The organism is Novosphingobium album (ex Hu et al. 2023) (genome assembly GCF_022832385.1).
Classification (GTDB): domain Bacteria; phylum Pseudomonadota; class Alphaproteobacteria; order Sphingomonadales; family Sphingomonadaceae; genus Novosphingobium; species Novosphingobium album.
Genome location: NZ_JALHLE010000009.1, coordinates 127,837 through 151,692 on the forward strand (window position 1 = coordinate 127,837; position 23,856 = coordinate 151,692).

The 23,856-nt window shown below is 64.8% G+C and carries 32 protein-coding genes; 10 read left to right on the forward strand and 22 right to left on the reverse strand.

The window, feature by feature from the left end:
- Positions 1 to 24 precede the first annotated feature (24 nt).
- Together MTR64_RS08160 and MTR64_RS08165 are read left to right on the forward strand one after the other, a co-directional pair.
- Positions 25 to 930, forward strand: a complete 906-nt coding sequence (locus MTR64_RS08160; protein WP_243992658.1) for a LysR family transcriptional regulator — start codon at positions 25 to 27, stop codon at positions 928 to 930.
- A 38-nt stretch (positions 931 to 968) separates the two neighbouring features.
- Complete coding sequence (locus MTR64_RS08165; RefSeq protein ID WP_243992660.1) at positions 969 to 1,724, forward strand: YgfZ/GcvT domain-containing protein; 756 nt, start codon at positions 969 to 971, stop codon at positions 1,722 to 1,724.
- A gap of 10 nt (positions 1,725 to 1,734) precedes the next feature.
- Here the strand turns inward: MTR64_RS08165 and MTR64_RS08170 are convergent, their stop codons facing one another.
- The 4 genes from MTR64_RS08170 to rplU all read right to left on the reverse strand — a co-directional run bounded on the left by MTR64_RS08170 (position 1,735) and on the right by rplU (position 3,854).
- Positions 1,735 to 2,292 carry a GNAT family N-acetyltransferase gene (locus MTR64_RS08170; RefSeq protein ID WP_243992662.1) on the reverse strand — a complete coding sequence of 186 codons (558 nt, stop codon included), beginning with the start codon at positions 2,290 to 2,292 and terminating at the stop codon, positions 1,735 to 1,737.
- 143 nt (positions 2,293 to 2,435) lie between these two features.
- The gene (locus MTR64_RS08175) at positions 2,436 to 2,999 is read right to left on the reverse strand and encodes a GNAT family N-acetyltransferase (RefSeq protein WP_243992664.1); all 564 of its coding nucleotides are present in this window, start codon (positions 2,997 to 2,999) and stop codon (positions 2,436 to 2,438) included.
- A 264-nt stretch (positions 3,000 to 3,263) separates the two neighbouring features.
- Positions 3,264 to 3,533, reverse strand: coding sequence for a 50S ribosomal protein L27 (gene rpmA / locus MTR64_RS08180; protein ID WP_067734922.1), 270 nt, complete (start codon positions 3,531 to 3,533; stop codon positions 3,264 to 3,266).
- Positions 3,534 to 3,557: 24 nt separating this feature from the next.
- Positions 3,558 to 3,854 carry a 50S ribosomal protein L21 gene (gene rplU, locus MTR64_RS08185; RefSeq protein WP_243992666.1) on the reverse strand — a complete coding sequence of 99 codons (297 nt, stop codon included), beginning with the start codon at positions 3,852 to 3,854 and terminating at the stop codon, positions 3,558 to 3,560.
- A 259-nt stretch (positions 3,855 to 4,113) separates the two neighbouring features.
- Between rplU and MTR64_RS08190 the strand changes: the two genes are divergently transcribed.
- Complete coding sequence (locus MTR64_RS08190; protein ID WP_243992668.1) at positions 4,114 to 4,641, forward strand: hypothetical protein; 528 nt, start codon at positions 4,114 to 4,116, stop codon at positions 4,639 to 4,641.
- Between the two features lie 190 nt (positions 4,642 to 4,831).
- Here the strand turns inward: MTR64_RS08190 and MTR64_RS08195 are convergent, their stop codons facing one another.
- From MTR64_RS08195 to MTR64_RS08220, 6 genes are all read right to left on the reverse strand, one after another.
- Positions 4,832 to 5,146 carry a hypothetical protein gene (locus MTR64_RS08195; RefSeq protein WP_243992670.1) on the reverse strand — a complete coding sequence of 105 codons (315 nt, stop codon included), beginning with the start codon at positions 5,144 to 5,146 and terminating at the stop codon, positions 4,832 to 4,834.
- Positions 5,147 to 5,233: 87 nt separating this feature from the next.
- A complete protein-coding gene (locus tag MTR64_RS08200; RefSeq protein WP_243992672.1) occupies positions 5,234 to 5,677 on the reverse strand; it encodes a molybdenum cofactor biosynthesis protein MoaE in 444 nt (147 codons plus the stop codon).
- 1 nt (position 5,678) lies between these two features.
- A complete protein-coding gene (locus tag MTR64_RS08205) occupies positions 5,679 to 5,921 on the reverse strand; it encodes a MoaD/ThiS family protein (protein WP_243992674.1) in 243 nt (80 codons plus the stop codon).
- 6 nt (positions 5,922 to 5,927) lie between these two features.
- Entirely contained in the window at positions 5,928 to 6,932 is a 1,005-nt protein-coding gene (moaA, locus tag MTR64_RS08210) for a GTP 3',8-cyclase MoaA (RefSeq protein ID WP_243992675.1), read from the reverse strand.
- Positions 6,929 to 7,273 (reverse strand): Rossmann fold domain-containing protein, encoded by a 345-nt coding sequence (locus tag MTR64_RS08215; RefSeq protein ID WP_243992678.1) that lies wholly within the window; start codon positions 7,271 to 7,273, stop codon positions 6,929 to 6,931. Before MTR64_RS08215 ends, moaA begins: the two co-directional genes overlap by 4 nt.
- Positions 7,273 to 7,644, reverse strand: a complete 372-nt coding sequence (locus MTR64_RS08220) for a dihydroneopterin aldolase (RefSeq protein ID WP_243992680.1) — start codon at positions 7,642 to 7,644, stop codon at positions 7,273 to 7,275. Before MTR64_RS08220 ends, MTR64_RS08215 begins: the two co-directional genes overlap by 1 nt.
- 115 nt (positions 7,645 to 7,759) lie before the next feature.
- Here MTR64_RS08220 and MTR64_RS08225 point away from each other — a divergent pair, with 115 nt between their 5' ends.
- Positions 7,760 to 8,500 (forward strand): class I SAM-dependent methyltransferase, encoded by a 741-nt coding sequence (locus tag MTR64_RS08225; protein WP_243992682.1) that lies wholly within the window; start codon positions 7,760 to 7,762, stop codon positions 8,498 to 8,500.
- Between the two features lie 7 nt (positions 8,501 to 8,507).
- Here the strand turns inward: MTR64_RS08225 and MTR64_RS08230 are convergent, their stop codons facing one another.
- The 10 genes from MTR64_RS08230 to coxB all read right to left on the reverse strand — a co-directional run bounded on the left by MTR64_RS08230 (position 8,508) and on the right by coxB (position 17,238).
- A complete protein-coding gene (locus MTR64_RS08230; protein ID WP_243992685.1) occupies positions 8,508 to 9,392 on the reverse strand; it encodes a class I SAM-dependent methyltransferase in 885 nt (294 codons plus the stop codon).
- Positions 9,392 to 10,792, reverse strand: coding sequence for a threonine synthase (gene thrC, locus MTR64_RS08235; protein WP_243992687.1), 1,401 nt, complete (start codon positions 10,790 to 10,792; stop codon positions 9,392 to 9,394). Before thrC ends, MTR64_RS08230 begins: the two co-directional genes overlap by 1 nt.
- A gap of 67 nt (positions 10,793 to 10,859) precedes the next feature.
- Positions 10,860 to 11,426: an SURF1 family protein gene (locus tag MTR64_RS08240; protein ID WP_243992689.1), complete on the reverse strand. Its 567-nt coding sequence runs from the start codon at positions 11,424 to 11,426 to the stop codon at positions 10,860 to 10,862.
- Positions 11,427 to 11,431: 5 nt separating this feature from the next.
- Positions 11,432 to 11,818, reverse strand: a complete 387-nt coding sequence (locus MTR64_RS08245) for a DUF983 domain-containing protein (RefSeq protein WP_243992691.1) — start codon at positions 11,816 to 11,818, stop codon at positions 11,432 to 11,434.
- Positions 11,818 to 12,639, reverse strand: coding sequence for a cytochrome c oxidase subunit 3 (locus MTR64_RS08250; protein ID WP_243992693.1), 822 nt, complete (start codon positions 12,637 to 12,639; stop codon positions 11,818 to 11,820). Before MTR64_RS08250 ends, MTR64_RS08245 begins: the two co-directional genes overlap by 1 nt.
- An 80-nt stretch (positions 12,640 to 12,719) precedes the next feature.
- Complete coding sequence (locus tag MTR64_RS08255; RefSeq protein ID WP_243992695.1) at positions 12,720 to 13,322, reverse strand: cytochrome c oxidase assembly protein; 603 nt, start codon at positions 13,320 to 13,322, stop codon at positions 12,720 to 12,722.
- Between the two features lie 6 nt (positions 13,323 to 13,328).
- Positions 13,329 to 13,463, reverse strand: a complete 135-nt coding sequence (locus tag MTR64_RS21335) for a hypothetical protein (protein ID WP_268740809.1) — start codon at positions 13,461 to 13,463, stop codon at positions 13,329 to 13,331.
- Positions 13,464 to 13,474: 11 nt separating this feature from the next.
- A complete protein-coding gene (locus MTR64_RS08260; protein WP_243992697.1) occupies positions 13,475 to 14,401 on the reverse strand; it encodes a heme o synthase in 927 nt (308 codons plus the stop codon).
- 126 nt (positions 14,402 to 14,527) lie between these two features.
- Positions 14,528 to 16,204, reverse strand: coding sequence for a cytochrome c oxidase subunit I (gene ctaD, locus MTR64_RS08265; RefSeq protein ID WP_243992699.1), 1,677 nt, complete (start codon positions 16,202 to 16,204; stop codon positions 14,528 to 14,530).
- 29 nt (positions 16,205 to 16,233) lie between these two features.
- Positions 16,234 to 17,238 carry a cytochrome c oxidase subunit II gene (gene coxB / locus MTR64_RS08270; RefSeq protein ID WP_243992701.1) on the reverse strand — a complete coding sequence of 335 codons (1,005 nt, stop codon included), beginning with the start codon at positions 17,236 to 17,238 and terminating at the stop codon, positions 16,234 to 16,236.
- A 209-nt stretch (positions 17,239 to 17,447) separates the two neighbouring features.
- On the opposite strand from coxB, the gene pyrE reads away from it, so the two are divergent.
- The 6 genes from pyrE to ruvX all read left to right on the forward strand — a co-directional run bounded on the left by pyrE (position 17,448) and on the right by ruvX (position 21,955).
- Positions 17,448 to 18,032 carry an orotate phosphoribosyltransferase gene (gene pyrE / locus MTR64_RS08275; protein WP_243992703.1) on the forward strand — a complete coding sequence of 195 codons (585 nt, stop codon included), beginning with the start codon at positions 17,448 to 17,450 and terminating at the stop codon, positions 18,030 to 18,032.
- A 27-nt stretch (positions 18,033 to 18,059) separates the two neighbouring features.
- A complete protein-coding gene (locus tag MTR64_RS08280; protein ID WP_243992705.1) occupies positions 18,060 to 18,803 on the forward strand; it encodes a pyridoxine 5'-phosphate synthase in 744 nt (247 codons plus the stop codon).
- 28 nt (positions 18,804 to 18,831) lie between these two features.
- A complete protein-coding gene (acpS, locus tag MTR64_RS08285) occupies positions 18,832 to 19,266 on the forward strand; it encodes a holo-ACP synthase (RefSeq protein ID WP_243992707.1) in 435 nt (144 codons plus the stop codon).
- A complete protein-coding gene (gene lepB / locus MTR64_RS08290) occupies positions 19,263 to 20,177 on the forward strand; it encodes a signal peptidase I (protein WP_243992709.1) in 915 nt (304 codons plus the stop codon). Before acpS ends, lepB begins: the two co-directional genes overlap by 4 nt.
- A 165-nt stretch (positions 20,178 to 20,342) precedes the next feature.
- A complete protein-coding gene (locus tag MTR64_RS08295) occupies positions 20,343 to 21,479 on the forward strand; it encodes a DUF3089 domain-containing protein (protein ID WP_243992711.1) in 1,137 nt (378 codons plus the stop codon).
- Positions 21,479 to 21,955 carry a Holliday junction resolvase RuvX gene (ruvX, locus tag MTR64_RS08300; protein ID WP_243992713.1) on the forward strand — a complete coding sequence of 159 codons (477 nt, stop codon included), beginning with the start codon at positions 21,479 to 21,481 and terminating at the stop codon, positions 21,953 to 21,955. The genes MTR64_RS08295 and ruvX overlap by 1 nt, the downstream gene beginning before the upstream one ends.
- Positions 21,956 to 21,964: 9 nt before the next feature.
- Here ruvX and MTR64_RS08305 read toward each other — a convergent pair whose 3' ends face one another.
- The gene (locus tag MTR64_RS08305; protein WP_243992715.1) at positions 21,965 to 22,879 is read right to left on the reverse strand and encodes a transposase; all 915 of its coding nucleotides are present in this window, start codon (positions 22,877 to 22,879) and stop codon (positions 21,965 to 21,967) included.
- Positions 22,879 to 23,847, reverse strand: coding sequence for a hypothetical protein (locus tag MTR64_RS08310; RefSeq protein WP_243992717.1), 969 nt, complete (start codon positions 23,845 to 23,847; stop codon positions 22,879 to 22,881). The genes MTR64_RS08305 and MTR64_RS08310 overlap by 1 nt, the downstream gene beginning before the upstream one ends.
- Positions 23,848 to 23,856: the final 9 nt, after the last annotated feature.

The window sequence follows — 23,856 nt, forward strand, 5'->3', positions numbered from 1 at the left end:
GACTCAAATGTTCGGATAAGTTGAATGCCTGATCTCGCGCCACCCAGTCTTGATCACCTGCGCACATTTCTCGCCGTCGTCGAGGAAGGTAGCTTCAACGCCGCCGCGCGTAAGCTCGGCCGGGCCATTTCCGTGGTCAGCTACGCGATTGCACAGCTGGAAACGCAGCTCGACGTGCGGCTGTTCGACCGTGAGGGCTCGCGCAAGCCGCGCCTGACCGAAGCCGGCCGCGCGCTTGTTGCCGAAGCCCATGCCATAGCCGACGATGTCGATGTTCTGCTCGCCAAAGTGCGCAGCCTGCGGCAAGGGCTGGAAGCCGAACTGTCGTTTGCAGTGGACGTGATGGTGCCCGACCATGTGCTCGCCCGCCTGCTGCGCGATTTCCAGGAACGGTTTCCCACCGTCCCGCTGCGCCTGCACGTCGAGGCGCTGGGGGCGGTCGCCGCACTGGTGCAGGATGGCCGCGCGACGCTGGCGCTTGCCGGTCCCGACATCCTCGACCTGCCTGAAATCGAGCGCGAGGCGGTGGGCTCGGTCGAAATGGTCGCCGTCGCCGCACCGGGCCACCCTCTGGCCCGGGCTGGACGGATAGAGCCGGGCGATGCGCGCAAGCACCTCCAGCTGGTCCTTACCGATCGTTCGCCACTGACCGAAGGCCGCGATTTTTCGGTGTTCAGCCCGCGCTCCTGGCGGCTCGGAGACCTCGGCGCGAAGCATGCTCTGCTCAAGGAAGGGATCGGTTGGGGCTCGATGCCGCTGCACCGCGTGCACGACGATCTCGACAACGGCACGCTCGTCCAGTTGCACCTGCCCGAGCTATCCACCATCCGCTATGCCCTCGTCGCACTGTGGCGCAAGGACAGTCCCCCGGGGCCGGCAGCTGTCTGGGTGCTTGATGAAATGCGCGAAAGGCTGGCAAAGTGCCCTTGAGGGCTTGCACCGCGCCGCAGACTTCCCACCTTGCCTGCATGACTGCAACCCGCTTGTTCGACCGCGCCGTAATCCGCCTCTCCCCGCGTGAGGGTTCCGCCGATAACGTCGCCGACTTCCTCCAGGGCCTTGTCACTTCCGACGTGAAGAAGGTGCTCCCGGTCTGGGCCGGGATGCTGACGCCTCAAGGAAAGGTCCTGTTCGACTTCATGGTCTGGCCCGCAGGCGAAGACATGCTGCTGGACTGTGAGGCAGCGGCCGCCGAAGCGCTGATCAAGCGGCTCACCATGTACCGTCTGCGCAAGGCGATCGACATTGCCCGCGACGACAGTCTCGCCGTTCACTGGCGCCCGCACGTGGGGGACGGCGCGGCCGCCGACCCGCGCCTGTCCGCGCTGGGCGAACGCTGGGTTTCCGTCATTGACGAAGCAGATCCGGAGGACAGCGAACGCGGCGCCGATGCTGCCTGGCGTGCGCACCGTCTCGCTCTCGGCGTGCCCGAAGGGCAGGCTGAACTCGGCGACGGCGAAACGCTGTGGCTGGAATGCAATGCCGCCGAGCTCAATGGCGCCTGCTTCACCAAGGGCTGTTTCGTCGGGCAGGAAAACACCGCACGGATGAACTGGCGGCAGAAAGTGAACCGCCGCCTGATCGTCGTGCCGCTCGACCGTTCGGACGACAAGCGCCGCCGCGCCGCCTATCCCGATCTCGGACTGGCCGTCGACCACTTGCGGGTCGACGACATCGCGCCGGATCTCATGCCGGCGTGGCTGGACTTGTCGGCCGCATCCTGACTTCTGCCGCTCAGGCGCTGAGCGCTATGCCGGATTGTTCATCTGCCCCGGCCTTCCGCCGGTCCAGATCGATGACGAAAAGATGGGCGGGAGCCTCTTCTCCTCTGGCCGCGCTATACCGCAGATGTTCGGTGCCGGTGTCCTGAAAGCCCGCCGCTTCCAGCACACGCACCGAGGCGTTGCTGTCCACGAAATGCTTCGCGATCAGCCTGTGATAACCAAGCGCCCGGGCCTGATCGACAACCGCCCGTAACGCTTCCAGCGCATAGCCGCGCCCGCGGTAACCCGAGGCGATCCAGTATCCGACCTCAACGTCGTCCCCGGATTTGCCAAGGCCAATCCCCCCCACCAGTCTGGCGCCATGGGCACCGCGCAGGTACATGAAGAAATGCGGCAGCCGTGGGTCTCGCGGACGCGCCAGATATTCGCGCACTGCTTCACGCGTACGCGGCAGCATCCTCACGGCAACCGTGCGTTGTACCTGCTCGTCGCTGAACGCCTCGATAAGGTCGTCCAGATCCTCAGGCCAACCCGGCCGTAGAAATAGCCTCTCCGTGCGGACAAACATGCGACGGTTCTCCGTTGTCCTGATCCCGCAAGCCCATGATGCACCCAATCCTGGAAAATTGCACTAGGCATTCGCCGTAATGGACATCTCGCGCGCCCGGAGCCTGCGCCCCGGGCGTTAACAAGAGGTTTACGGGGTCCTGGTCAGGCAGCGCACTTGCATCGCATGAGGTCATTGCCATCACCGCAATCGCCCGGAGCGCCGAACACCCGTTCATACTCGCGCGAGGGGCAGGCCTTGCCCCGCCCCTTGCTGAACCGCTCGGACACGCGCCCGGTTCGCCGGAAACCCGCCTTTTCCAGAACACGCCCGGATGCCGGATTGTCGATGAAGTGCGTAGCCGTGATGCGCTCGTGCCCCATGGCCCGGGCGAGTCCCAGCACGGCCCTTGCTGCTTCGCTGGCATAACCCCGGCCCCAGTGGTCCCGGGCGATCCAGTACCCGAGTTCGGGCACGGCATCGGTCCGGTTCAAGCCGGCACCGCCGATGATGGCCGCGCCCGAAGTGCCCGGCACGGTGATCAGGAAACGGGGAAAGCCCTGTTCTTGCGGCAGTGCCAGAAAGGATCGCGCATCTTCGTCGGTATAGGGCCAGGGCACGTTGGCCAGGTTGCGGACGACGGTTTCGTCGCCGATCAGGCTCATCACCTCTTGCCAGTCCTCAGGCCATCCGGGCCGCAGGAACAGCCGTTCGCTGCGAATGAACATCTTGAATCTCCACTCTCCAGCCCCGCGACCCGCATAGCCGGAACGCGTGACATTGCGATTACGCAGGCGCGCGTGAACCAGGCCCGGCCGCTCCGGCATTGGCGAAATGCGGAAGACGGCAGGCGTGCAGCGGCGCGCATGCGGCGATGTGAGGGAGAAAAGCAAAGAGGGAGACAGGCCTTGGCCCTCTCCCTCGTTCAGCCGGTCTTCCGAAGAAACCGGCGGGGCCATCCCGTCAGGATGACCCTTTTTCCGGTCATCCGGTTATTCGGCGGCTTCTGCCATGGCATCGACCGACACGTACTTGCGGCCGAGTTTGCCATCGTGGAAGCGTACGCGGCCTTCGGCCAGCGCGAACAGGGTGTGATCCTTGCCCATGCCGACGTTCACGCCCGGGTACACGCGGGTACCGCGCTGGCGGATGATGATGTTGCCGCCGACGACTTCCTGGCCGCCGAACTTCTTCACGCCAAGACGGCGGCCCGCTGAGTCGCGGCCGTTGCGCGAAGAACCGCCTGCTTTCTTATGTGCCATTGCTCAGTTCCTTCCGATCTTGGCTCAGGCGACCGACACGATGCGCAGCAGGGTCATCTGCTGGCGGTGGCCGTTCTTGCGACGATAGTTGTGGCGGCGGCGCTTCTTGAACACCACGACCTTTTCGCTCTTGGCCTGCGCGATGATCTCGGCCGAAACCGAAACCTTCGAAGCATCGACGACTTCGCCGTCCTTGCCAGCGAGCAGGACGTCGCCCAGGGTGATGGTCTCACCGGCTTCACCAGCCAGCTTTTCAACCGCGATCTTGTCTCCGGCGGCAACCCGGTACTGCTTGCCGCCCGTGCGCACAACTGCGAACATGGTGCCCTTACCTAATATCAATGTGCCCGAAACGAGCCGAAACAACCTTGCCCCGGCCGCGCTGTTCAACCGGTGAGGGAAGAACCTTGCGGGCGACGCGCCGGACACTCCGCTTGGCGCGGAGGGCCGGAAAGAGTGGGTGCCGTTAGTGCAACGCCCGATTCGTGTCAACCAAGGACTGGTGTGTTGCGTGCCACCTGCCGAGAATCCGGAGACGAAATCCTCTCCCCTCGTCGTCCTGCCATGCTATGGCAGCGCCATGATCCCCGCGAAAGCCCGCTTACCACTCATTCCGCTGGCACTGCTGGCCTCGGCCTGCTCTACCGCCGGCACCTACCCGTCGCTGGCCTTGCGCGACGTTGAACGCGCAAACGGCAGCGCGATGCCAGCCGTGGGAGAGCCTGCAGGACCAGTCACGTCACTGCCCCCGGCGAGCACCGATCTCGTTGCCCGGCTCGACGGCCTCGTTGCGATTGCGCGCGAGGCGAACACGCAGTTCCAGAGCAACCGCCCGGCTGCCGAGCGCGCAGTGGCCGCCGCGGGCGATACCGGAAGCGATTCCTGGAGCACTGCCAGCGTCGCCATTGCCCGCCTCGAATCGAGCCGGTCGAGCGCCATGGTTGCGCTCGGCGATCTCGATTCACTTTATGTGGAAGCGCGCACGGCAGGCGCACTGGAGGAAACCCCTGGCGCCAGGGCCATCACTGCAGCGCGCGATGAGGTCGATGGCTGGGTGGCCGAACAGAACGACGTGATCGCGGCGCTCTCGGCACGCCTGCCGGGCTGAACACGAAAAAGCCCCTTCCCCAGCAGGGGAAGGGGCCCTCCGAACGACCGCCCTTCTGTCCTAGAGCCCCCCGGCCGGACAGAACGGTCAGTTTTTAGCCGCTGGTGATGACGCCACCGGTCCTCCACCCAGGATCAGCACGGGTGGAAAGACAGCCTTCATGGCAGCGTACCGGCCAGCCGCCGCCCGCTCAGAGTATCGATACCGTGCGCGATGAACTGCCGCGAGCCACCGGGGCGGTATCATAACCGGGTTTCGCCTTTGCCCAGCGGCCAGCGAAGCCGAACGCCAGAACAACAAGATTGGCGAGGATCATCATCGAAAGCGCCAAACCTGCCTCAAGGAACAGCAATGCCGTGACGCCGAGAACGGCAAGATAAACCGCCGCCGCCAAGGCATAGAGACCGCGCGGCAGTTCCGCCTTCCTGTCCGCGCCCAAGCGCGACGGCGAATCGCTGACGCTGGCAAGGCCCTGAAGTTGTTCCTGGCTGAAGCGCTTCGACATCGTGATGACCTCCGTACAGTCAGTGCACCATGTCGCAGCTCGGCGATTCACAAATTGACCGCCGTCAAACGCGGCGGTCTTTTCCCGTCATCCCCAGCGGGCGATATCCTCGAAATCCTGATCACGCGGCTCGATCCAGCGCCATTCGCCGCCCGCCTTCTCCCGCTTCCAGAACCACGATTCGCTCTTGAGGTGATCCATCGCGTAGTCCGCTGCGGCAAAGGCATCGCGCCGGTGCCGGGCGGCGGCGGCAACCAGCACGATCGGATCACCCGGTGCCATCACCCCGCTGCGATGAATCACCAGCAGCCCATCCAGATCCCAGCGATCGCGCACGCTCTCCGCCAACGCCTTCATGGCCGGAAGCGTGAGCGGTCCGTAGTGCTGCAATTCAAGCGCCTCGACGCCGCCACCGGCGCGCACCTGGCCCAGAAAACTGACCACGCCGCCTGCTCCGGGATGCGCGGCCGTGAAGGCAGCGAGTTCGCAGGCCGGATCGAACCGATCGGCCAGCAGGCGCACATCGCTCATCTCAGCCGCCCGAAACCGGGGGCAGGAATGCGATCTCGTCGCCATCCTTGAGCACCGGGGCATCCATGTCCTGCAGCAGGATACCGTTGACCGCGAGCTTCACGCGGGGCCCGCGCAAGGCACTTGCCAGCTCGGGCTCAAGCCCGTCGAGCACTGCATCGATCGTCACCGCGAGCGGGATCACGCGGCTGCCGCCACCCGCGACGTCCTCAAGACGCCCGAGAAACACCAGATTGAGTGCCATAGCGCGTCATCCTCCCGTCATGGACATATGACGCGAAAGCGCCGGGGCGGCCCCGGGTTCCTCGATCACGAAGTTATGACGGGCAGGCTTGATGCGCATCGCCACGTCGAGCGCCTGCGCCAGTGCGGCTTCGGGATCGGCGCTTCGCAATGCCGCGCGCAGGTCCACGCGCTCGTTCCCGCCGAGGCAGGCGTAGAGCTGGCCGGTCGCGGTGACACGGATGCGGTTGCAGCCTTCACAGAAATTGTTGGTGAGCGGGGTGATCAGGCCTAGCCGCCCGCCCGTCTCGTCCACGTCCCAATAGCGTGCCGGGCCGCCGGTGCGATGCCCGCTTGGTGTCATCGTCCATTGCCGCGCGAGCTGTTCCTGCACCGCCGCGAGCGGCAGGTAGTGGTCGAAGCGGTCTTCCTCGATTTCGCCCAGCGGCATAACCTCGATCAGCGTGGCATCGAAATGCTGCCCGTGCGCCCAGGCCACGAGGTCTGCGATCTCCTCCTCGTTCACGCCCTTGAGCGCGACGGTGTTGAGCTTCACCTTCAGGCCAGCCGCCTTGGCCGCCGCCAGACCTTCGAGAACCTGCGGCAGCGAATCGCGGCGGGACAGGCGCTCAAACGTCTCGCGGTCGAGCGTATCGAGCGAGACGTTCACCCGGCGGACCCCGGCCGCGAACAGGTCCTCGGCGAATTCGGCAAGGCGGGTGCCATTGGTGGTCAGCGTCAGCTCTTCCAGCCCGTCTCCGAGCTTGCGACCCAGTGCCTGCACCAGTTCGATCATGTCGCGGCGTACCAGCGGTTCGCCCCCGGTCAGGCGGATCTTGGTGATCCCGCGCGCAATGAAGCCCAGCGCCAGATCATGAAGCTCCTCAAGGCTCAGCACCTCCTTGCGCGGCAGGAAGGTCATGCGCTCGGGCATGCAATAGGAACAGCGCAAGTCGCACCGGTCGGTAACCGACAGCCGCAGATAGGTAATGCGGCGCTGGAACTGGTCCACGAGTGGGGCGAATGAACTCATCCTGCCGGATATAGCACTGAACCCGCGCCATTTCCATCAAGCGGAAGGAGTTGCCCCGTAACCCCCGACGCACCGTCCAGCCACCGGGAAGCGGCATCGGCGGCGGCGGCCTCGCCGGTTTCGATGGCATTTATGCGCGACGGGGCAAATCGCCTTGCCAACCCCTGCACCACGGCCAGCCGCCAGGCATGGTGCTCGTAGGACGCGGGAAGAAATACCAGCGTCAGCGGATTGGCCCCCGCGTTCAGGGTCGCCTCGACGCCCGGCAGCACGCGGGCATGAAAATCCGCCGCGGCATCGAGCGGGTCATCCGCCAGCGGCCCGGCGTAGAGCAACTCCATCAACGCCGTTCCCGCGTCAGCGTCATCCCGATCTTCTCGCCGTTTTCGGCGATTGCCAGCTTTACGATCTTGACGGTCACCGCCTCGACCCGTTCGTCCTGCAGGAACAGCGTCTCGCAGACGTGATCGGCCACCGCCTCGATCAGCTTGAAATGGAGCCCCGGCGGCAAGGCATCGGAGGCCGCGAACTTGAGGTCCATGTAGTTCTTGCTGGCCCCGAGCGGGGTATCCGGCGCGTAATGGGCGATCGGCTTCAGGCGCACGGAGATCGTGAAGCGCAAGGGCTGCGGCTTGCCGGTCTCTTCCGAATAGATGCCAGTGAGGACATCCTGTTCGAAATCGGCAACTTCAAGGATAAGGCTGTCTGCCATAAGCCGCCGATGCCATCGCCAAGGTCAAAAGTCCATCGCGCACGCAAGCACGGTGGAGCCGCCCGCCACCCGGTGCTAGACCCACCGCCGGAATGAACAGCGGAGACAGCTCCCCATGCCCAAGATCATCCCTTCCCTGACGATCACCGCCCTTCTGCTCGCCAGCCCTGCCGCCGTGATGGCCGGCGATACGCCCGTCCCTGTCATTGCGGCGGCCGTGGCCGACAGTGCTCGTCCCGCCGAGGACGTGGCCCGCGACGCCCAGCGCAAGCCCGCCGAACTGATGACCTTCGCCGGGGTGCATGAAGGCGCCAGGATCGCCGAACTGGCCCCCGGCGGCGGTTACTACACGCGCCTGCTCAGCCTTGCCGTAGGCGCCGAAGGCCATGTCTTCGCCGATTCGAGCCGTCCGGTTCCTGCCGTCGAGGCCTGGGCCACCGAGCACCCGCAAGTCAGCATCTCGATCCTCAAGGCCGGAGACGATCTTGCCTCCGAGCCGGTCGATATCGTGTGGACCACCGAGAACTATCACGACTTCAAGAACGCGAAGATCGGCGAGAGCGATGCTGCTGCGCTCTACAATCAGGCCGCCTTCCGCGCACTCAAGCCCGGCGGTGTCTACCTCATCAACGATCACGCCGCTGCCGCCGATGCTCCTGCCGATGTCACCTCGACGCTGCACCGCATCGCGGAAGCTACCGTGATCAGGGAAGTCGAGGCCGCCGGCTTCCAGTTGGCAGGCAAGAGCCCTGTGCTCGCCAACCCGGAAGACGATCACACGCTCAAGGTCTTCGATCCCGCCATCCGCGGCAAGACCGACCAGTTCGTGCTGAAATTCGTGAAGCCCGAAAGCTGAGGCGGCTCTAGTCGCGGCGCCAGCGCGCGAAGATGGCTGTAGGCAGCAGACGCCCCAGCCCGTCTTCGCGCACGGCGAGATCGCCATGTTCGATGGTGCCGGGCAGACCGGCAAACAGTTCGTCCAGCAGCCCTGCCAGCGCCAGCGAGGACATGCGCACGGCATAGACCGTGAGAAACAGGAACCGGCTCTCCTCGTCCAGCAGCTGGCGGCAATCACCCAGCAGGCCGGGCAGGTTTTCCTCCAGACGCCAGGTCTCGCCATTGGGGCCGCGCCCGAACTTGGGGGGATCGAGGATGATCCCGTCGTAGCGCTTGCCCCGGCGCACTTCGCGCGCGGCGAACTTGGCGGCATCGTCGATAAGCCAGCGCACCGGGCGGTCTTCCAGCCCGGCCAGCGCGGCATTCTCGCGCGCCTGGGCGACCGATTTCTTCGACGCATCAACATGCGTCACCGGACCGTGCGCAGAAAGCGCCATCGTGCCCACACCAGTGTAGCCGAACAGGTTCAGCGTGGAGGCATCATCGCGCCCGGCCAACTGCTCGCGCATCCAGTCCCACACGGGGGCCATATCGGGGAAGAACCCCAGATGGCGGAAAGGCGTGCACTGCGCGGTGAACGACACTTCGTTCCACGCCAGCGGCCAGCCATCGCGAGGGACCGGCTTGTCGAATTGCCAGCGTCCGCCCCCGTCCTCGTCCGAGCCGGGGACGAATTCGCCATGGGCATCCCAGTCGGCAATGCGCGGCGTCCACATTGCCTGCGGTTCCGGGCGGACGAAACGGTAAGCGCCATAGCGCTCAAGCTTGCGGCCATGGCCCGAATCGACGAGGCCATAATCCTCCCAGCCCTCGCCGGCGAGGACAACGGGCTGGGTAACGAGCTGCGCCATCAGGCCTTCGGGGTGGCGTGGCTCGCCACGAACTCCGAGACTGCCGCGTAGTCGCCCGGCAGTTCGACGCACTTTTCCTCGCGGTCGAACAGGTCGCCCACGCGGGACGGCAGGCTCGGCCGGTGGCCGGTGGCTCGTTCGACCGCGTCACGGAACTTGGCCGGATGCGCAGTCGCCAGCGTGACGACCGGGGTTGCGGCATCGATGCCGCCCGTGCGCGCGGCAAACAGGCCGCAGGCGGTGTGCGGATCGATCAACTCGCCGCAGCTTTCCCAGGCCCAGCGAATGGTCGAAGCCATATCGTCGGCATCAGCGCGCGCCGACTGGAACAGCGCGGCAGCGCCTTCGCGCTGGGCATTGGTGAGCTGCATCGCCTTGCTCGCCTCAAAGCCTGCCATCTGCTCGGCCATCGCCTTGCCGTCACGGCCACCGAGATCGAACAACAGGCGCTCGAAGTTCGACGAGACCTGGATGTCCATCGAAGGCGCGGCGGTCGGGGTGACGGTGCCCTGCGAATAGTCGCCGGTGGAGAGCGCGCGGTGGAGGATGTCGTTGACGTTGGTAGCGACGATCAGCTTTTCGACCGGCAGCCCCATCTTTGCAGCGACATAGCCCGCGAAGACATCGCCGAAATTGCCCGTCGGCACCGAGAACGCCACCGCGCGGTGCGGCGCGCCGAGCTGCAGGCCGGCGGCGAAGTAATAGACTACCTGCGCCATCAGGCGGGCCCAGTTGATCGAGTTCACCGCGCCGATCGCGAAACGCCCGGTCATGTCCGTGTCATTGAACATGCGCTTCACCATCGCCTGCGCATCGTCGAACGAGCCTTCTATGGCGATGTTGTAGACATTGGGCGCCAAGACCGTGGTCATCTGGCGGCGCTGCACGTCCGAAACGCGGCCGTGCGGGTGGAGCATGAAGATGTCCACCTTCTCACGGCCTGCGACGGCGTCGATGGCGGCCGAGCCGGTATCGCCCGAGGTCGCGCCTACAATCGTCAGGTTCCGGTCCGAACGGCCGAGAAACTCTTCGAAGAGCAGGCCGAGCAGCTGCAGCGCCACGTCCTTGAACGCGAGTGTTGGGCCGTGGAAAAGTTCCAGCACCCACTGCTGCTCGTCGAGCTGCTTGAGCGGCGTCACCGCCTTGTGCGCGAAGCGCCCATAGGCCTGCGTCGTCAGTTCGAGCAGGCGGTCATAGGTCAGGCTATCGCCCACGAACGGCGCCATGACTTTTGCGGCCAGCTCCGCGTAGGGCAGGCCCGCCATCGCGGCGATCTCGTCGCTGGAAAAGCGCGGCCATTCGCGCGGCACGTAGAGGCCGCCGTCCGAAGCGAGCCCTGCCAGCGTGGCGCCTTCGAAATCAAGCGCCGGAGCGCTGCCGCGAGTGCTGATGTATTCCATGGCCAATCCTGTTGTTTGCGGCGCGGTTAGCGGGATGAGGCCGGAAAGGAAAGCCTACACGTGGTGGTCAGCCCTGCCGCGGCCGCTTCCACAACGCGATGGCATAGATCGCCAGCGCCGTACCGGCGAAGAAGAACCACTGGATCGCATAGGCAAAGTGGTTGTTCGGTATCTCCGAAGGATCGGGCTTCGCACTGGCCTGAAGCCCGGCGAGCGGCGGATCTGCAACCAGACGTGGCCCCGGTGCGATGGTTCCGTCAACCTCGCCACCCTGCCACTCCAGCGCAGCATTGGGCTGCTGCGACCAGCCCAGTACCACCAGTGCCGTGCCCCCGGACGGCAGCACGCATTCCACTGTCTGCGCCATGCCCGATTCGCCCGCCATATTGCGGCCCGCCATGCTGCTGTGATTCGTCACGCCCGCGCAGGTGAGGTGCGCGCGGTGATAGAGAAGGTCCTCACCCGGTCCTTCCGGCGGCCACGCCATCTCGGTGCCGGAACGTTGCGCAGCCGCATAGTCAGCAAGCAGCGCCTCCTTCCACTGAAGCCGGTGCAGCTGCCACACGCCCAATGAAACCATCATGGCAACAGCGGCAAGGACGACAAGCGTCGGCAAGACGGGAATGCGGCGCACGTCAGTCAGTCCTTGATGCGGCCCTCGCCAGCGCGGCGGCGGTACTCGGCACCCAGGAGCCAGGCCTTGGCAACGCGCAACCCGCCGATCACCAGCACGGTCGTCACGGGTATCCACAGCACGGCATGCACCCAGAATGGCGGCTCGAACGAGAGCTGGAGCCAGATGGCCAATACCGCAACGATCGTGCCGACAATCAGCGTCAGGAATGCGGCCGGGCCGTCACCGACATTGAACTGCGAGTAGTCCAATCCGCAGGATCGGCAGCGTGGTGCGAACTTCGCCATGCCATCGAACAGCGTCTTCGCCCCGCAGCGCGGGCAGAGACCGAAAAGGGCAGCCGAAGCGGTCTCCGGCTGCCCCTCAGATTTCGGATTACCGGTCTCCGGCATTATTCGATGACAGCGCCCGCGTTGCCCCAGATGTAGATGCACACGAAGAGGAACAGCCACACGACGTCGACGAAGTGCCAATACCACGCAGCGGCTTCGAAGCCGAAGTGCTGGCGCGGGGTGAAGTCACCCTTGTACGAGCGCACGAGGCAGACGATCAGCATGATGGTGCCCACGATCACGTGGAAGCCGTGGAAGCCGGTCGCCATGTAGAACGCCGAACCATAGGTGTTCTGGCCGAAGGCAAACGGTGCGTGAATGTACTCGTAAGCCTGGATCGAGGTAAACAGCAGGCCGAGCAGCACGGTCGCCCACAGCCCCTTCTTCAGGCCATCGCGGTCACCGTGGATCAGCGAGTGGTGCGCCCAGGTGACAGTGGTGCCCGAGCACAGCAGGATCAGCGTGTTGAGCAGCGGCAGGGCGAAGGGGTCCATGACTGCTTCGATCGCCTTGGGCGGCCACTGGCCACCGACCACCTCGGCCAGCGTCGAAGGGAACAGCGAGAAGTCGAAGAACGCCCAGAACCAGCCGACGAAGAACATCACTTCCGAAGCGATGAACAGGATCATGCCGTAACGCTGGTGCAGCTGCACGACAGGCGTGTGATCGCCAGCGTGCGCTTCGTTGATGATCTTCGAGAACCACATGAACATGGACGCCAGCAGAACCGCCAGCCCCAGCCACGGCACGAAATGACCACCAGGCATGCCGTGCATGAACAGCACCATGCCCGAAGTGAACGTCAATGCGCCGATGGTCGTGGCGAGCGGCGCGATATCCGGCGGAAGGATGTGGTAATCGTGGTTCTTCGTACCGGCCATGGTGCCTACTTCCCCGTTTTCCAACTGTCTATTTTCCTGCGGTTCCCCCCATAGGCCCCGCGCACAGATTCCGGGAGGCCTTAACCGCCCGATTTGTTCTGGTCCAGTGTCTTTCCATCACCGATCGACGTTACGTGAAACGTATAGCTGAGCGTGATCTCGTGCACGTCCTTGTTGTCCGGATCATCGAGGATCGCCGGATCGATGTAATAGAGCACCGGCATCCGCACTTCCTCGCCGGGCTTGAGCGTCTGCTCGGTGAAGCAGAAGCACTGAATCTTGTTGAAGTATTTTGCTGCCTGCTCCGGCTCGACATTGAAGCTTGCCGTGCCGGTGACGGTCTGGGTCGAATCGTTCTTCGCCCAGAACAGCGCCATGTCGCGCGCGCCGATCGATACCGTGTCAGTGCGTTGCAGCGGCTTGAATTCCCAGGGCATGTCGCGGGCGACATTGGCGTCGAAGCGCACCCGCATCTCGTGACCGCTGTCCTTGATGGTGGCGGCCTGCGCCACGTCCACCCGGCGGGTGGTACCGCCGTAACCGGTGACCTGGCAGAAGATGCGGTAAAGAGGCACCGACGCGTAGCCGAGACCGAGCATCCCCAGCGCCAGCGACAAGGCGACAGTCGCAACCTTGCGGTTGCTTTGCCTGGCCCTTTCGGTCGCGCTGATCGTGCCGCTCATGACCGCTCAGCCCATCTTGGCAATCGAGATGAAGAACACGAGGATGACAAAGCCCGCAAGGCTCAGGCCGAGAACGCGATTGCGGCTCTTGCGAATCTGGTCGATGGTCCGGCGGTCCCGCTCGGAATTGGGATTGTCCATGCCTGCCCCGCTCAGATCACGATGAAACGATCCACCACCAGCGCGCCGAACAGCGCGAAGAGGTAGATCACCGAATAGGCGAAAAGCTGCTTTTCCGGCTTCATCGTATCGTCCGACCCCTGACGTTCCCGGAACGCGACGCGCGCCGACAGTGCCAGGAACAGGCTCGACAGCACGAGCGCCGAAATGCCGTAGATCGCGCCGGTGTGCTCCTTGCCCGGCAGCCACCAGGGCAGTGCGCTGAGAGGCAGCAGAAGCACGGTGTAGATCAGGATCTGGCGGCGCGTGGATTTCTCACCGGCCACCACCGGCATCATCGGGATGCCGACCTTGGCGTAATCGCTCTTCACGAAGAGCGCGAGCGCCCAGAAATGCGGCGGCGTCCAGAAGAAGATGATGGCGAACAGCACGATCGGCATCGCCGTGACATGGCCGGTAGCGGCAACCCAGCCGATCAGCGGCGGGAAGGCGCCCGCTCCACCGCCGATGACGATGTTCTGCGGCGTGCGCGGCTTGAGCCAGATCGTGTAGATCACGGCATAATAGATGATCGAGACGGCGAGGATCGCGGCGGCGAGCCAGCCCACGGCAAAGCCCATCAGGAACACCGATGCAGCGCAGAGAATTCCGGCAAAGTCGCGCGCGGTCGTGCGGTCCAGCCGGCCCTGCGGCAACGGCCGCTTGGCCGTGCGCTTCATCCCCGCGTCGAGATCGGCTTCCCACCACTGGTTGAGCGCGGCGGCCCCGCCCGCCCCCATGGCAATGCACAGGATCGCCGTGAACGCGAGCACCGGGTGAATTCGCTCCGGCGCGGCGATCAGGCCGCACAGGCCGGTGAAGATCACCAGGCTCATCACGCGCGGCTTGGTCAGCGCGAACAGATCGCGCCAGTCAGCCGGCAGCGGCGTGGCAGCAGAGGCGGGAATCGTCGGGTTCATGACTGGCCATTCATACACCGGAATGCGCACTCGATGCGAGCCGCCAATGCGGAGAAGCAATCCGAAGCCGCTCTCAGGGAGGCTCCGGATTGCTTCGCACGGCTCGTCATCGCGAGCGCAGCCGGATCAGTGGTGAGCCGCTTCCTCGATCACGGGGAGCGTCTCGAACTGGTGGAACGGCGGCGGGCTCGACAGCGTCCACTCGAGCGTGGTCGCACCTTCGCCCCAGTAGTTGTCTTCCGCCTTCTTGCCGGCAGTGTACGCGTAGATGATGTTCACGAACCAGATCAGGATCGAGACAGCCATGATCTCATAGCCATGAGTCGCGAACTGGTTCCAGTAGTGATACGCCTCGGCATAGTCCGGATAACGGCGCGGCATGCCCTGCAGCCCGAGGAAGTGCATAGGGAAGAAGATCATGTTCACGCCGACGAAGAACACCGCGAAGTGCAGGTTCGCCAGGAACTCCGAGTGCATCTTGCCGCTCATCTTCGGGAACCAGTAGTAGAATCCCGCGAAGAGCGCCGTCACCGCACCCAGCGACAGCACGTAGTGGAAGTGCGCCACGACGTAGTAGGTGTCATGCAGAACGTCATCGACGCCGCCATTCGCCAGCACGACGCCGGTGACGCCGCCCACGGTGAACAGGAAGATGAAGCCGATCGCCCATACCATCGGCGACTTGAACTCCATCGAGCCGCCCCACATCGTCGCGATCCACGAGAAGATCTTGATGCCGGTCGGCACCGCGATGACCATGGTCGCAGCGGTGAAGTACATCTTGGTGTTCACCGACAGGCCGGTCGCATACATGTGGTGGGCCCACACGATGAAGCCGACGACGCCGATGGCGACCATCGCGTAGGCCATGCCGAGGTAGCCGAACACCGGCTTCTTCGAGAAGGTCGAGATGATCTGCGAGATGATGCCGAAGCCCGGCAGGATCATGATGTAGACTTCGGGGTGGCCGAAGAACCAGAACAGGTGCTGGTAAAGGACCGGATCACCACCGCCCGAAGGATCGAAGAAGGTGGTGCCGAAGTTGCGGTCGGTCAGCAGCATGGTGATCGCGGCGGCCAGGACCGGCAGCGACAGCAGCAGCAGGAACGCAGTGACCAGCACCGACCACACGAACAGCGGCATCTTGTGCATGGTCATGCCAGGCGCGCGCATGTTGAAGATGGTGGTGATGAAGTTGATCGCGCCCATGATCGAGCCCGCACCCGAAAGGTGCAGCGCGAAGATGCCGAAGTCGACCGCGGGACCGGGCGAACCGGTGGTCGAGAGCGGCGCATAGACGGTCCAGCCGGTGCCGGCGCCCATGCCCGTGCCGCCCGGCACGAAGGCCGAGGCCATCAGCGAGCAGAAACCGGCGACGGTCAGCCAGAACGAAATGTTGTTCATGCGCGGGAAGGCCATGTCCGGCGCGCCGATCATGATCGGAACGAACCAGTTGCCGAAGCCGCCGATGATCGCCGGCATGACCATGAAGAACACCATGATCAGGCCGTGGGCGGTGATCAGCACGTTCCACAGGTGCAGCGTGGCGTTGAAGTTCGACGGATCATCACCCACCAGCGGCGAGATGTACTGCAGGTACTGGATACCCGGTTCGGCCAGCTCGAGGCGCATGACGCCCGAGACGGCGCCACCGATGATCCCCGCGAAGATCGCGAAGATCAGGTACATCGTACCGATGTCCTTGTGGTTGGTGGACATGAACCAGCGGGCAAAGAAGCCCGGCTTGTGATCGTGGTGGTGGTCTTCCGCGTGAGCCTGGAAGTGTTCAGCAGTCGTTGCCATGTTCGGGGACCCTGTCCTTCTATTCGCGCTTATTCGGCTTCAGCGATTGCGTCGGCAGCCGGCGCCTCGGAGGCGTCTGCTGCAGGAGCGGCAGCTTCAGCGGCCGCGGGCTTCTGGCCATCGATGACAGCGCCCGGATGCGTCAGGACCCAGGCGTCGTACTTGTCGCGCGGCAGCGCTTCAACGGCGATCGGCATGTAACCGTGCTTGGCACCGCACAGTTCGGAGCACTGGCCGTAGTACACGCCCGGCTTCTCGATCATCAACACCTTCTCGTTGATGCGGCCCGGAACAGCGTCGAGCTTGAACCACAGCGAGGGCACCGCGAACGAGTGGATGACGTCGGCCGCAGTGATCTGCAGGCGAATCGGCTCACCGGCGGGAACGACCATGCGGTTGTCCACCTCGAGGTGCGACGGACCGTCCCAAGGCTCGGAGCCGACTTCACGCACACCGTTGTTGATGGTGGGCTGGCCGGGAACATTGAGCATGTTCGACACGACTTCGAAGTCGCCGTTGTCGGGATAGCCGTACGTCCAGAACCACTGGTTGCCGGTGACCTTGATGGTCAGCGCTCCCTTGGGAGCCGGCTTGTACTGCTTGGCGATCAGGTCGATCGAGGGGACCGCGATGCCGATCAGGATCAGCACGGGAACGAGTGTCCAGATCACTTCGATCAGCGTGTTGTGGCTGGTCTTCGAAGCGACCGGATTGGCGCGGCGGTTGAACCGCACCATGACGACGATCAGCAGGATCAGCACCAGCAGGGTGATGATCGTGATGATCGGCAGCAGCACGTCGTTGTGAATCCACGCGCCGTATTCGCCGATCTTCGAATACTGATCCTGCAGGCCGAGACCTTCGGGAACGGGCATGCCCACGCCTTCGGTCGGCTTCATCGGCGTATAGCTGCCTGCAGCGGGAGCGTCCTGCGCCAGCGCCGGAGCGGCCGCAACGGCAAGGAAACTTGCGAGAGAAAGACCAAGAGCCTTCAGGGACTTGCCAAAGGCACTGGCGTTTTTGCCGGATGTCATCGTTGTCACGCTTCCGTTCTCGTTATCGACGCGCAAGCGAGTAGCCCCCCGGTTACGCGCACCCCAAATGCGGAGGCGACAGCCCCCCTTCGGCGGGGGCTATACGCGTGCTTGCCGCGTGTCTCAAGCGCCTCTAGGGGAATTTTTGACCATGGGATGCACAAACGTGCTCCCGATCAATGCAAATCGCACCAGGGGTATATGTCCATATGACCGAACAAGAGGTCCTCGCCGAGTTCCGGGCCAGCAAGGCTTTGCTTGAGGGGCACTTCCTGCTTTCATCGGGCAGGCACAGTGCGCACTACCTGCAATGTGCGCGCGTGCTGATGAATCCGGACCGCGCCGCGCGACTGGCCGTGGCGCTGGCCGCGACTCTGCCCCACGACATCCGCAAGCAGATCCAGAAAGTCGTCTCTCCCGCCATGGGTGGCGTGATCATCGGCCAGGAAATGGGCCGTGCACTGCAGGTCGACGCGATGTTCGTCGAACGCCCCGAGGGCACGTTCGAACTGCGTCGCGGTTTCGAGCTGGAGCCCGGCGACAAGGTGCTGATGGTCGAGGACGTCGTGACCACCGGCAAGTCCTCGCGCGAGGCGATCAAGGCCATCGAGGCGGCTGGCGGCGAAGTGGTCGCCGCGGCATCGCTGGTGGACCGCTCGGCTGGCGCGGTCGATCTCGGCGTGCCTTATTTCCCGCTGGTGGCGATCAATTTCCCCACTTACGCGCCGGACGAGCTGCCGCCCGAACTGGCCGGAACCGAGGCCATCAAGCCGGGCAGCCGCGCCCAGCCCTGAACTGACAGGACCACCGACAGGATCATCGTGACCAACGTGCTCAATCCCTCCCGCCTGCGCCTCGGCGTAAACATCGACCACGTCGCCACCATCCGCAACGCGCGCGGCGGCGACCACCCGGACCCGGCCCGTGCGGCCGAAATCGTGGCGCAGGCGGGCGGCGACGGGATTACCCTGCACTTGCGCGAGGACCGGCGCCACATCGTCGACGCGGACTTGCAGCGCGTCGCCGACGCGACCGGCCTGCCCATCAACTTCGAGATGGCCGCGACCGAGGAAATGCTCGCCATCGCCCTGCGGCACAAGCCGCACGCAGCCTGCATCGTCCCGGAAAAGCGCGAGGAACGCACGACCGAAGGCGGGCTCGACGCCGCCGGTCTGCACAACCAGCTGGCGCCCATCGTCGGCCGCCTGACCGACGCGGGCATCCGCGTGAGCCTGTTCATCGCGCCCGAAGCGCGCCAGATCGAGGCAGCGATGAAGCTGGGTGCACCAGTGGTCGAGCTGCACACCGGCGAATATGCCCATGCCTCCGGCGAACAGGTGGCGGTGGAACTCAAGCGAATCACCGACATGGCAGCCCTTGCCGCCAAGAACGGCATCGAGCCGCATGCCGGGCACGGCCTCACGTATGAGAACGTGCAACCGATCGCCGCGATTCCCCAGCTCGCCGAACTCAACATCGGCCACTACCTGATCGGCGAGGCCATCTTCTGCGGGCTGGAAGCCAGCGTGAAGAAGATGCGCGCGCTGATGGACGAAGTGCGGTGAATATCCTCCGCCACAAGGAGGGGATGTCATGATTATCGGCATGGGCTCGGACCTCTGCAACATCGAGCGCATCCAGAACTCGCTCGACCGCTTCGGGGAGCGCTTTGAGACGCGCGTCTTCACCGAGATCGAACAGGCGAAAGCCAACCGCCGCCCGTTCACGAAGGCCGGAACGCTGGCCAAGCGCTTCGCCGCCAAGGAAGCCTTTTCCAAGGCTGTGGGCACCGGCTTCAAGGCCGGGGTGTTCATGAAGGACATCGGTGTGGTGAATGCCAAGTCGGGCGCGCCCACGCTTGCTCTGACCGGCGGTGCGCGCATGCGCCTCGATTCGCTGACACCGCCCGGTCATGAAGTGGTGGTTCACCTTACGCTCACAGACGACCATCCATGGGCGCAGGCCTTCGTCGTCATCGAAGCCCGCCCCCTTCCCGCCGAACAGGACCAGAATTGCCCCCCGTCATGACCGATACCGCCCCCCCGTCCGCTCCCGAGACGAAGGGAAAGGCTGAAAAGATCAACTGGTGGCACGAAGTGCGCGGCCTCACGCTGATGCTGCTCGGCGTGCTGGCGTTCCATTCGTTCCTCGCCAAGCCGTTCTACATCCCCTCGATCTCGATGATGCCGAACCTGCTGGTGGGTGATCGGCTGGTGGTATCCAAGTATCCCTATGGCTGGAACTGGTCATCGCTGAGCTTTCACCTGCTCCCGCGCGACACCTGGCGCATCCTCGGCAGCACACCGCAATATGGCGACATCGTCATCGTCGTGCCCGGCAATCGCAAGGAAGACCTGATCAAGCGCGTGGTCGCTCTGCCGGGAGATCGCATCGCCGTCGTCGATGGCCGCATCCGGCTCAACGGCAAGTTCATCAAGCGCGAAGTCGAGCCTGCCACCCAGATTTCGGCCGACGATTCGCTCCAGTGCGACGGACAGGCGCCGGGCCATTGCTATGACGGGTTCGAGCAATACCGCACCCGTCTGCCCAACGGGCACGAAGTCTACGAACTGCCGACCTATCGCGAAACGCTGCCCAACGGCGCGACCTACGATGTCATCGACTACATGAACCAGAGCCTAGACAATTATGCCGAGATCACCGTGCCCGAAGGCCACGTGTTCCTGATGGGCGACGACCGCGACCGCTCGGCTGACAGCCGCGCGCCGTTCGATACCGACTTCATGGGCAATCCCGGCGGTGGTCTCGGCGGCCCGGTGCCTCTGTCGAACATCGGCGGACGGGCCGAGTTCATCACCTTTTCGCTCGACGGTACCCAGAGCTGGAACCCGCTGACGTGGTGGAGCGCCATGCGTGAAGGGCGCGCCTTCAGGAGCCTGCGTCCGCAGATCGATCCGGCCTACGCGGCGAAGAATTGAGATCATTCGCAACGCGCCGCTCGTCCAGAGTTTGTCGAAGGACCTTGCGCAGCGCTGGGAGTGCACCCCTTCGACAGGCTCAGGGTGAGCGGGTCCTGTTTTCTGCCGGGCCAGCATTGCTCTTGCGCTTGACCCCGGCGCCGGGCCGCGCGAGACGCAGCGGCCATGGCCCGCAAGTTCCTCTACGTCATCGCCGTCTGCGTTGTGCTCTACATCCTGATCAGGCTGATCTTGACATTCTATGCCGAAGACCTGACCGCGATGGCCTTCGTGCCGGACGGTCCGTTCCACGACAGGCCAGCGCTCGCGGACAATGCATATCAAGACGCGGGCATGTGGATAGCACGGCCCGGGATGGCGAAGGGTGCCGATCCCGCCGAATGGCTCCCGGCGGGCGCGCAGCGCGCGGCCAATCCTGCTCGCCCCTATGTCTTCTTCATCCACCCCACCAGCTACATCGAGAAGGGTGACTGGAACGCGGATCTGAACGACAAGACCTCGCGCCAATACGCGAAGCTGTTCGTCCAGACGATGGCGAGTCCGTTCAACGCGGCGGAAGCCGTGTTTGCCCCGCGCTACCGTCAGGCCGCAATCGGCGCCTTCCTCACGGACAAGCCCGAAGCCAACGCCGCGCTTGACCTGGCTTACCGCGACATCCTGTCCGCCTTCGATGCTTTCATCGCGCAAGTGCCCGAAGACCGCCCGATCGTGCTGGCCGGACACAGCCAGGGCGCCTTCCTGCTGCGCCGCCTCTTGCGTGACCGGATCGCGGGGACCCCGCTCGCAGGGCGCGTGATCGCCGCCTATGCGGTCGGATGGCCCGTCTCGCTCGGCCATGACCTGCCGAAGATGGGCCTGCCCGCCTGCGAACAGGCCGCTGATTCGGGCTGCGTGCTCAGCTGGCTCAGCGTGGCTGACCCCGCCGACACCGCGATGATGATGGCCGCCTATGGCCGCCGCAAGGGCCTCGACGGACAGCCGGTGGGGCAAAGTGCGTTCCTGTGCACCAATCCGTTGACCGGCACGCCCGGCGGCGCCACCGATGCCTCGCGGAACACCGGCACGCTTGTCCCGGACTTTTCCAAAGCGAGCGGCGAACTCAAGCCTCAGACGGTTCCCGCCGCTTGTGGCCCGGATCACTTCCTGCACATCGGCCCGCCACCCAGGCTGCCGCTCGACGCTTTCGTGCTGCCGGGCAACAACTACCACGTCTTTGACATCCCGCTGTTCTGGTCGAATTTCCGCTCGGACTTTGCCCGGCGCAGCGCGGCATGGGCGGAGAAGCACAAGGTGCAAAACTGATGAGCCCCGTGATTACCACCGGCGCACTCGAATTCCGCGATGCCCTGCCCGAGGCCGGGGCGCTGCTGGGGCTCGATCTCGGCACCCAGACCATCGGCACCGCCTTCTGCGACGCCGGCTGGCGCTTCGCTTCACCCGGCAAGACGCTGAAACGCGGCAAGTTCGGTGCCGACAAGGCCTTGCTCGAAGCGCTGATTCGCGAGCGTTCGATCAAGGGCGTGGTCATCGGCCTGCCGCTCAACATGGACGGATCGGAAGGCCCCCGCTCGCAATCGAGCCGCGCCTACGCCCGCAACCTAGCGGTGCTGGGCCTGCCGATCCTGCTGTGGGACGAGCGCTGGTCCACCAGTGGCGCCGAGCGCGGTTTGATCGAGCAGGACATGAGCCGCGCCAAGCGTGCTACACGCATCGATTCGGCTGCCGCCGCAGTCATCCTGCAGGGTGCCATCGATGCGCTGGCAGGAGGCATGTTCTAGGGTCAGGAACTAGGCCCGCTGGCGCTTCGCCACTTCGGCGACGGCCAGGCTCCCCGACATTTCGGCCTCGCGCCAGACCGTATCGCGCGCGTGATCATCCGGCGCTGCTCCAGCCAGCGCACGCCACGCGGTCAGGCGCATGCGATCGCTGGGGTGCTCCCTGCCGAAACGATAGGCCAGATCGGCAGCCTCATCTCCGCCCAGCGCTACCGCCAGACGCAGGAATGTCTCGCTCGGGCCATGACCAAGGACTTTTGTCACGCAAAAGCCAGCCTTGCTTCCTTTGACCGGCTCGAAGATGCAGTGGCTGTCCCAGCTTTGCGCGCCGTGCACATGCGACAGGGTCAATGATACCGAAAGCGACGCGGGCGGCTGCAGCGACCGCACATCCCGTATACGGCGGTAATGGACCATCCGCCCCGGCTCCAGCCGGTAGCGGTGGCAGGGGCGAAGCAGAACACGCTCGCCTTTCCATCCCGACAGCGTGTCCGGATCGCAGGTATAGTCGTCCACCTCATAGCCGGGGCCGAAATAGCCGAGCGTAAGAAAGTCCACATTGTGATTGTGAACGATGCCATAGCCCAATGCCGCCGGCGCGCTCGCGCGCAGCACATGGTCCGCTGACGACGGCCAGAGATCCGCAGCAAGAATGAAATTGCCCCGCTGTGGCCGCGCCAACAGCACACGGTTGGTGCCGGAACCCTGCGGCAGCGGCATGTCAGCTCGGGCAGGCCCCGACCGGGTAAGCATCGCGATCAATGCGTCGCCCAGAAAATCCGGATTGTTTCCCAGCCGCTTGAGCCAGTTCGCCGCGTGCGAGAGACTGGTGTCCTCGGCCGGATCGAAGCCCCATGCGTTCAGTTCGGCGATGCATTCGTCCAGAGAAGCCGGCGTTGGATCGCGAACCTCGATTGTCGTTGCCACTAGCCGCTCCTCCCCAGCTCTGGCCGGGCCTCGAGCAGTGACGCTCGCAGCGCCGCTGCAGGGCGGGCCAGGGCGTCGCCGGGACTGGTCGCCAGCATGGCCAGGAGGTCGAGCCCCGCTGCGGGGTCCATGGCAAGGGCTTCGCGCAGTGCCTGCCAGCGCAGGCTCTGCCCCGCGTCGGGATCGGTCACGCCCGATGCCAGCCGAACTAGCGGAGTAACCGCGTCCCGCCGGCCCATCCGCCCGAGCAGGCTCACGGCCAGCTCCAGCATGGTGTCTTCCGCACGCGCCGCGGTCTGATGGACCAGCGCACCGTCCGGCAGGCTGTATTCCCGCACCGGCTCACGATCGGGAAAGCGCCGCTGGAGCCGCAACAGCACCAGACTGCCCCTGGCAGACCGCACCTGCAGCGCCTGACGCCGCCCATACCGGTAGGTCACCGTACCCGGCTGCAGATCGATCGAACCCGAATGCAGGACACGACGCCCCTCTTGCGTTTCCTCGTCACGCAGCAGCACCAGATCGGCGATGCCGGAGCCTTCGAGAACGTGAACCCAGGTCTCGCGCGGCACGAATTTTGCCGTTTTGGGCGGAGGCAATGTATCGAGAACGCTGCCATCATATGCGGCAAGAGCAAGGCTGGCCCGCCCCGCACTGGCCAGCACCAGCGCCGGAGCCGCCGTGCGAGTACCGTGGAGCAGCGGGAGCTGTCCCAGCGGATGATCACGCAGCCCGGCCAGCCCCGCGGCGGCAAAGCTGCGGACGAAGTCCATCGCAACCCCGCTTTCACCCGAGAACAACTCCGCCAGCGGCCCGCACGTTTCCAGTGTATCCCCGCCCCCGAAACGGTTCATGGCCGACAGGACCGGGGCAACCGCGGGGCTGGCCCGCCACCCGGCCAGTCGCCGCGCAAGCTCTGCCTGCCCGTGTTCCCACTCCGAAGCATCCTGCCGGCACCTCGCCAGCATATTCCGCAA

Coding starts and splice junctions, on each gene's coding strand:
- MTR64_RS08230 (WP_243992685.1), bottom strand. CDS start 9,392: ATGGCGCAGCTCGTTACCCAGCCCGTTGTCCTCGCCGGCGAGGGCTGG.
- coxB (WP_243992701.1), bottom strand. CDS start 17,238: ATGACATCCGGCAAAAACGCCAGTGCCTTTGGCAAGTCCCTGAAGGCT.
- MTR64_RS08295 (WP_243992711.1), top strand. CDS start 20,343: ATGGCCCGCAAGTTCCTCTACGTCATCGCCGTCTGCGTTGTGCTCTAC.
- MTR64_RS21335 (WP_268740809.1), bottom strand. CDS start 13,463: ATGGACAATCCCAATTCCGAGCGGGACCGCCGGACCATCGACCAGATT.
- MTR64_RS08310 (WP_243992717.1), bottom strand. CDS start 23,847: ATGCTGGCGAGGTGCCGGCAGGATGCTTCGGAGTGGGAACACGGGCAG.
- MTR64_RS08190 (WP_243992668.1), top strand. CDS start 4,114: ATGATCCCCGCGAAAGCCCGCTTACCACTCATTCCGCTGGCACTGCTG.
- MTR64_RS08205 (WP_243992674.1), bottom strand. CDS start 5,921: ATGGCACTCAATCTGGTGTTTCTCGGGCGTCTTGAGGACGTCGCGGGT.
- pyrE (WP_243992703.1), top strand. CDS start 17,448: ATGACCGAACAAGAGGTCCTCGCCGAGTTCCGGGCCAGCAAGGCTTTG.
- ruvX (WP_243992713.1), top strand. CDS start 21,479: ATGAGCCCCGTGATTACCACCGGCGCACTCGAATTCCGCGATGCCCTG.
- MTR64_RS08250 (WP_243992693.1), bottom strand. CDS start 12,639: ATGGCCGGTACGAAGAACCACGATTACCACATCCTTCCGCCGGATATC.
- lepB (WP_243992709.1), top strand. CDS start 19,263: ATGACCGATACCGCCCCCCCGTCCGCTCCCGAGACGAAGGGAAAGGCT.
- acpS (WP_243992707.1), top strand. CDS start 18,832: ATGATTATCGGCATGGGCTCGGACCTCTGCAACATCGAGCGCATCCAG.
- thrC (WP_243992687.1), bottom strand. CDS start 10,792: ATGGAATACATCAGCACTCGCGGCAGCGCTCCGGCGCTTGATTTCGAA.
- rpmA (WP_067734922.1), bottom strand. CDS start 3,533: ATGGCACATAAGAAAGCAGGCGGTTCTTCGCGCAACGGCCGCGACTCA.
- MTR64_RS08165 (WP_243992660.1), top strand. CDS start 969: ATGACTGCAACCCGCTTGTTCGACCGCGCCGTAATCCGCCTCTCCCCG.
- MTR64_RS08160 (WP_243992658.1), top strand. CDS start 25: ATGCCTGATCTCGCGCCACCCAGTCTTGATCACCTGCGCACATTTCTC.
- MTR64_RS08260 (WP_243992697.1), bottom strand. CDS start 14,401: ATGAACCCGACGATTCCCGCCTCTGCTGCCACGCCGCTGCCGGCTGAC.
- MTR64_RS08175 (WP_243992664.1), bottom strand. CDS start 2,999: ATGTTCATTCGCAGCGAACGGCTGTTCCTGCGGCCCGGATGGCCTGAG.
- MTR64_RS08215 (WP_243992678.1), bottom strand. CDS start 7,273: ATGGAGTTGCTCTACGCCGGGCCGCTGGCGGATGACCCGCTCGATGCC.
- MTR64_RS08220 (WP_243992680.1), bottom strand. CDS start 7,644: ATGGCAGACAGCCTTATCCTTGAAGTTGCCGATTTCGAACAGGATGTC.
- MTR64_RS08225 (WP_243992682.1), top strand. CDS start 7,760: ATGCCCAAGATCATCCCTTCCCTGACGATCACCGCCCTTCTGCTCGCC.
- MTR64_RS08200 (WP_243992672.1), bottom strand. CDS start 5,677: ATGAGCGATGTGCGCCTGCTGGCCGATCGGTTCGATCCGGCCTGCGAA.
- ctaD (WP_243992699.1), bottom strand. CDS start 16,204: ATGGCAACGACTGCTGAACACTTCCAGGCTCACGCGGAAGACCACCAC.
- MTR64_RS08170 (WP_243992662.1), bottom strand. CDS start 2,292: ATGTTTGTCCGCACGGAGAGGCTATTTCTACGGCCGGGTTGGCCTGAG.
- MTR64_RS08245 (WP_243992691.1), bottom strand. CDS start 11,818: ATGCCGGAGACCGGTAATCCGAAATCTGAGGGGCAGCCGGAGACCGCT.
- rplU (WP_243992666.1), bottom strand. CDS start 3,854: ATGTTCGCAGTTGTGCGCACGGGCGGCAAGCAGTACCGGGTTGCCGCC.
- MTR64_RS08195 (WP_243992670.1), bottom strand. CDS start 5,146: ATGTCGAAGCGCTTCAGCCAGGAACAACTTCAGGGCCTTGCCAGCGTC.
- MTR64_RS08255 (WP_243992695.1), bottom strand. CDS start 13,322: ATGAGCGGCACGATCAGCGCGACCGAAAGGGCCAGGCAAAGCAACCGC.
- moaA (WP_243992675.1), bottom strand. CDS start 6,932: ATGAGTTCATTCGCCCCACTCGTGGACCAGTTCCAGCGCCGCATTACC.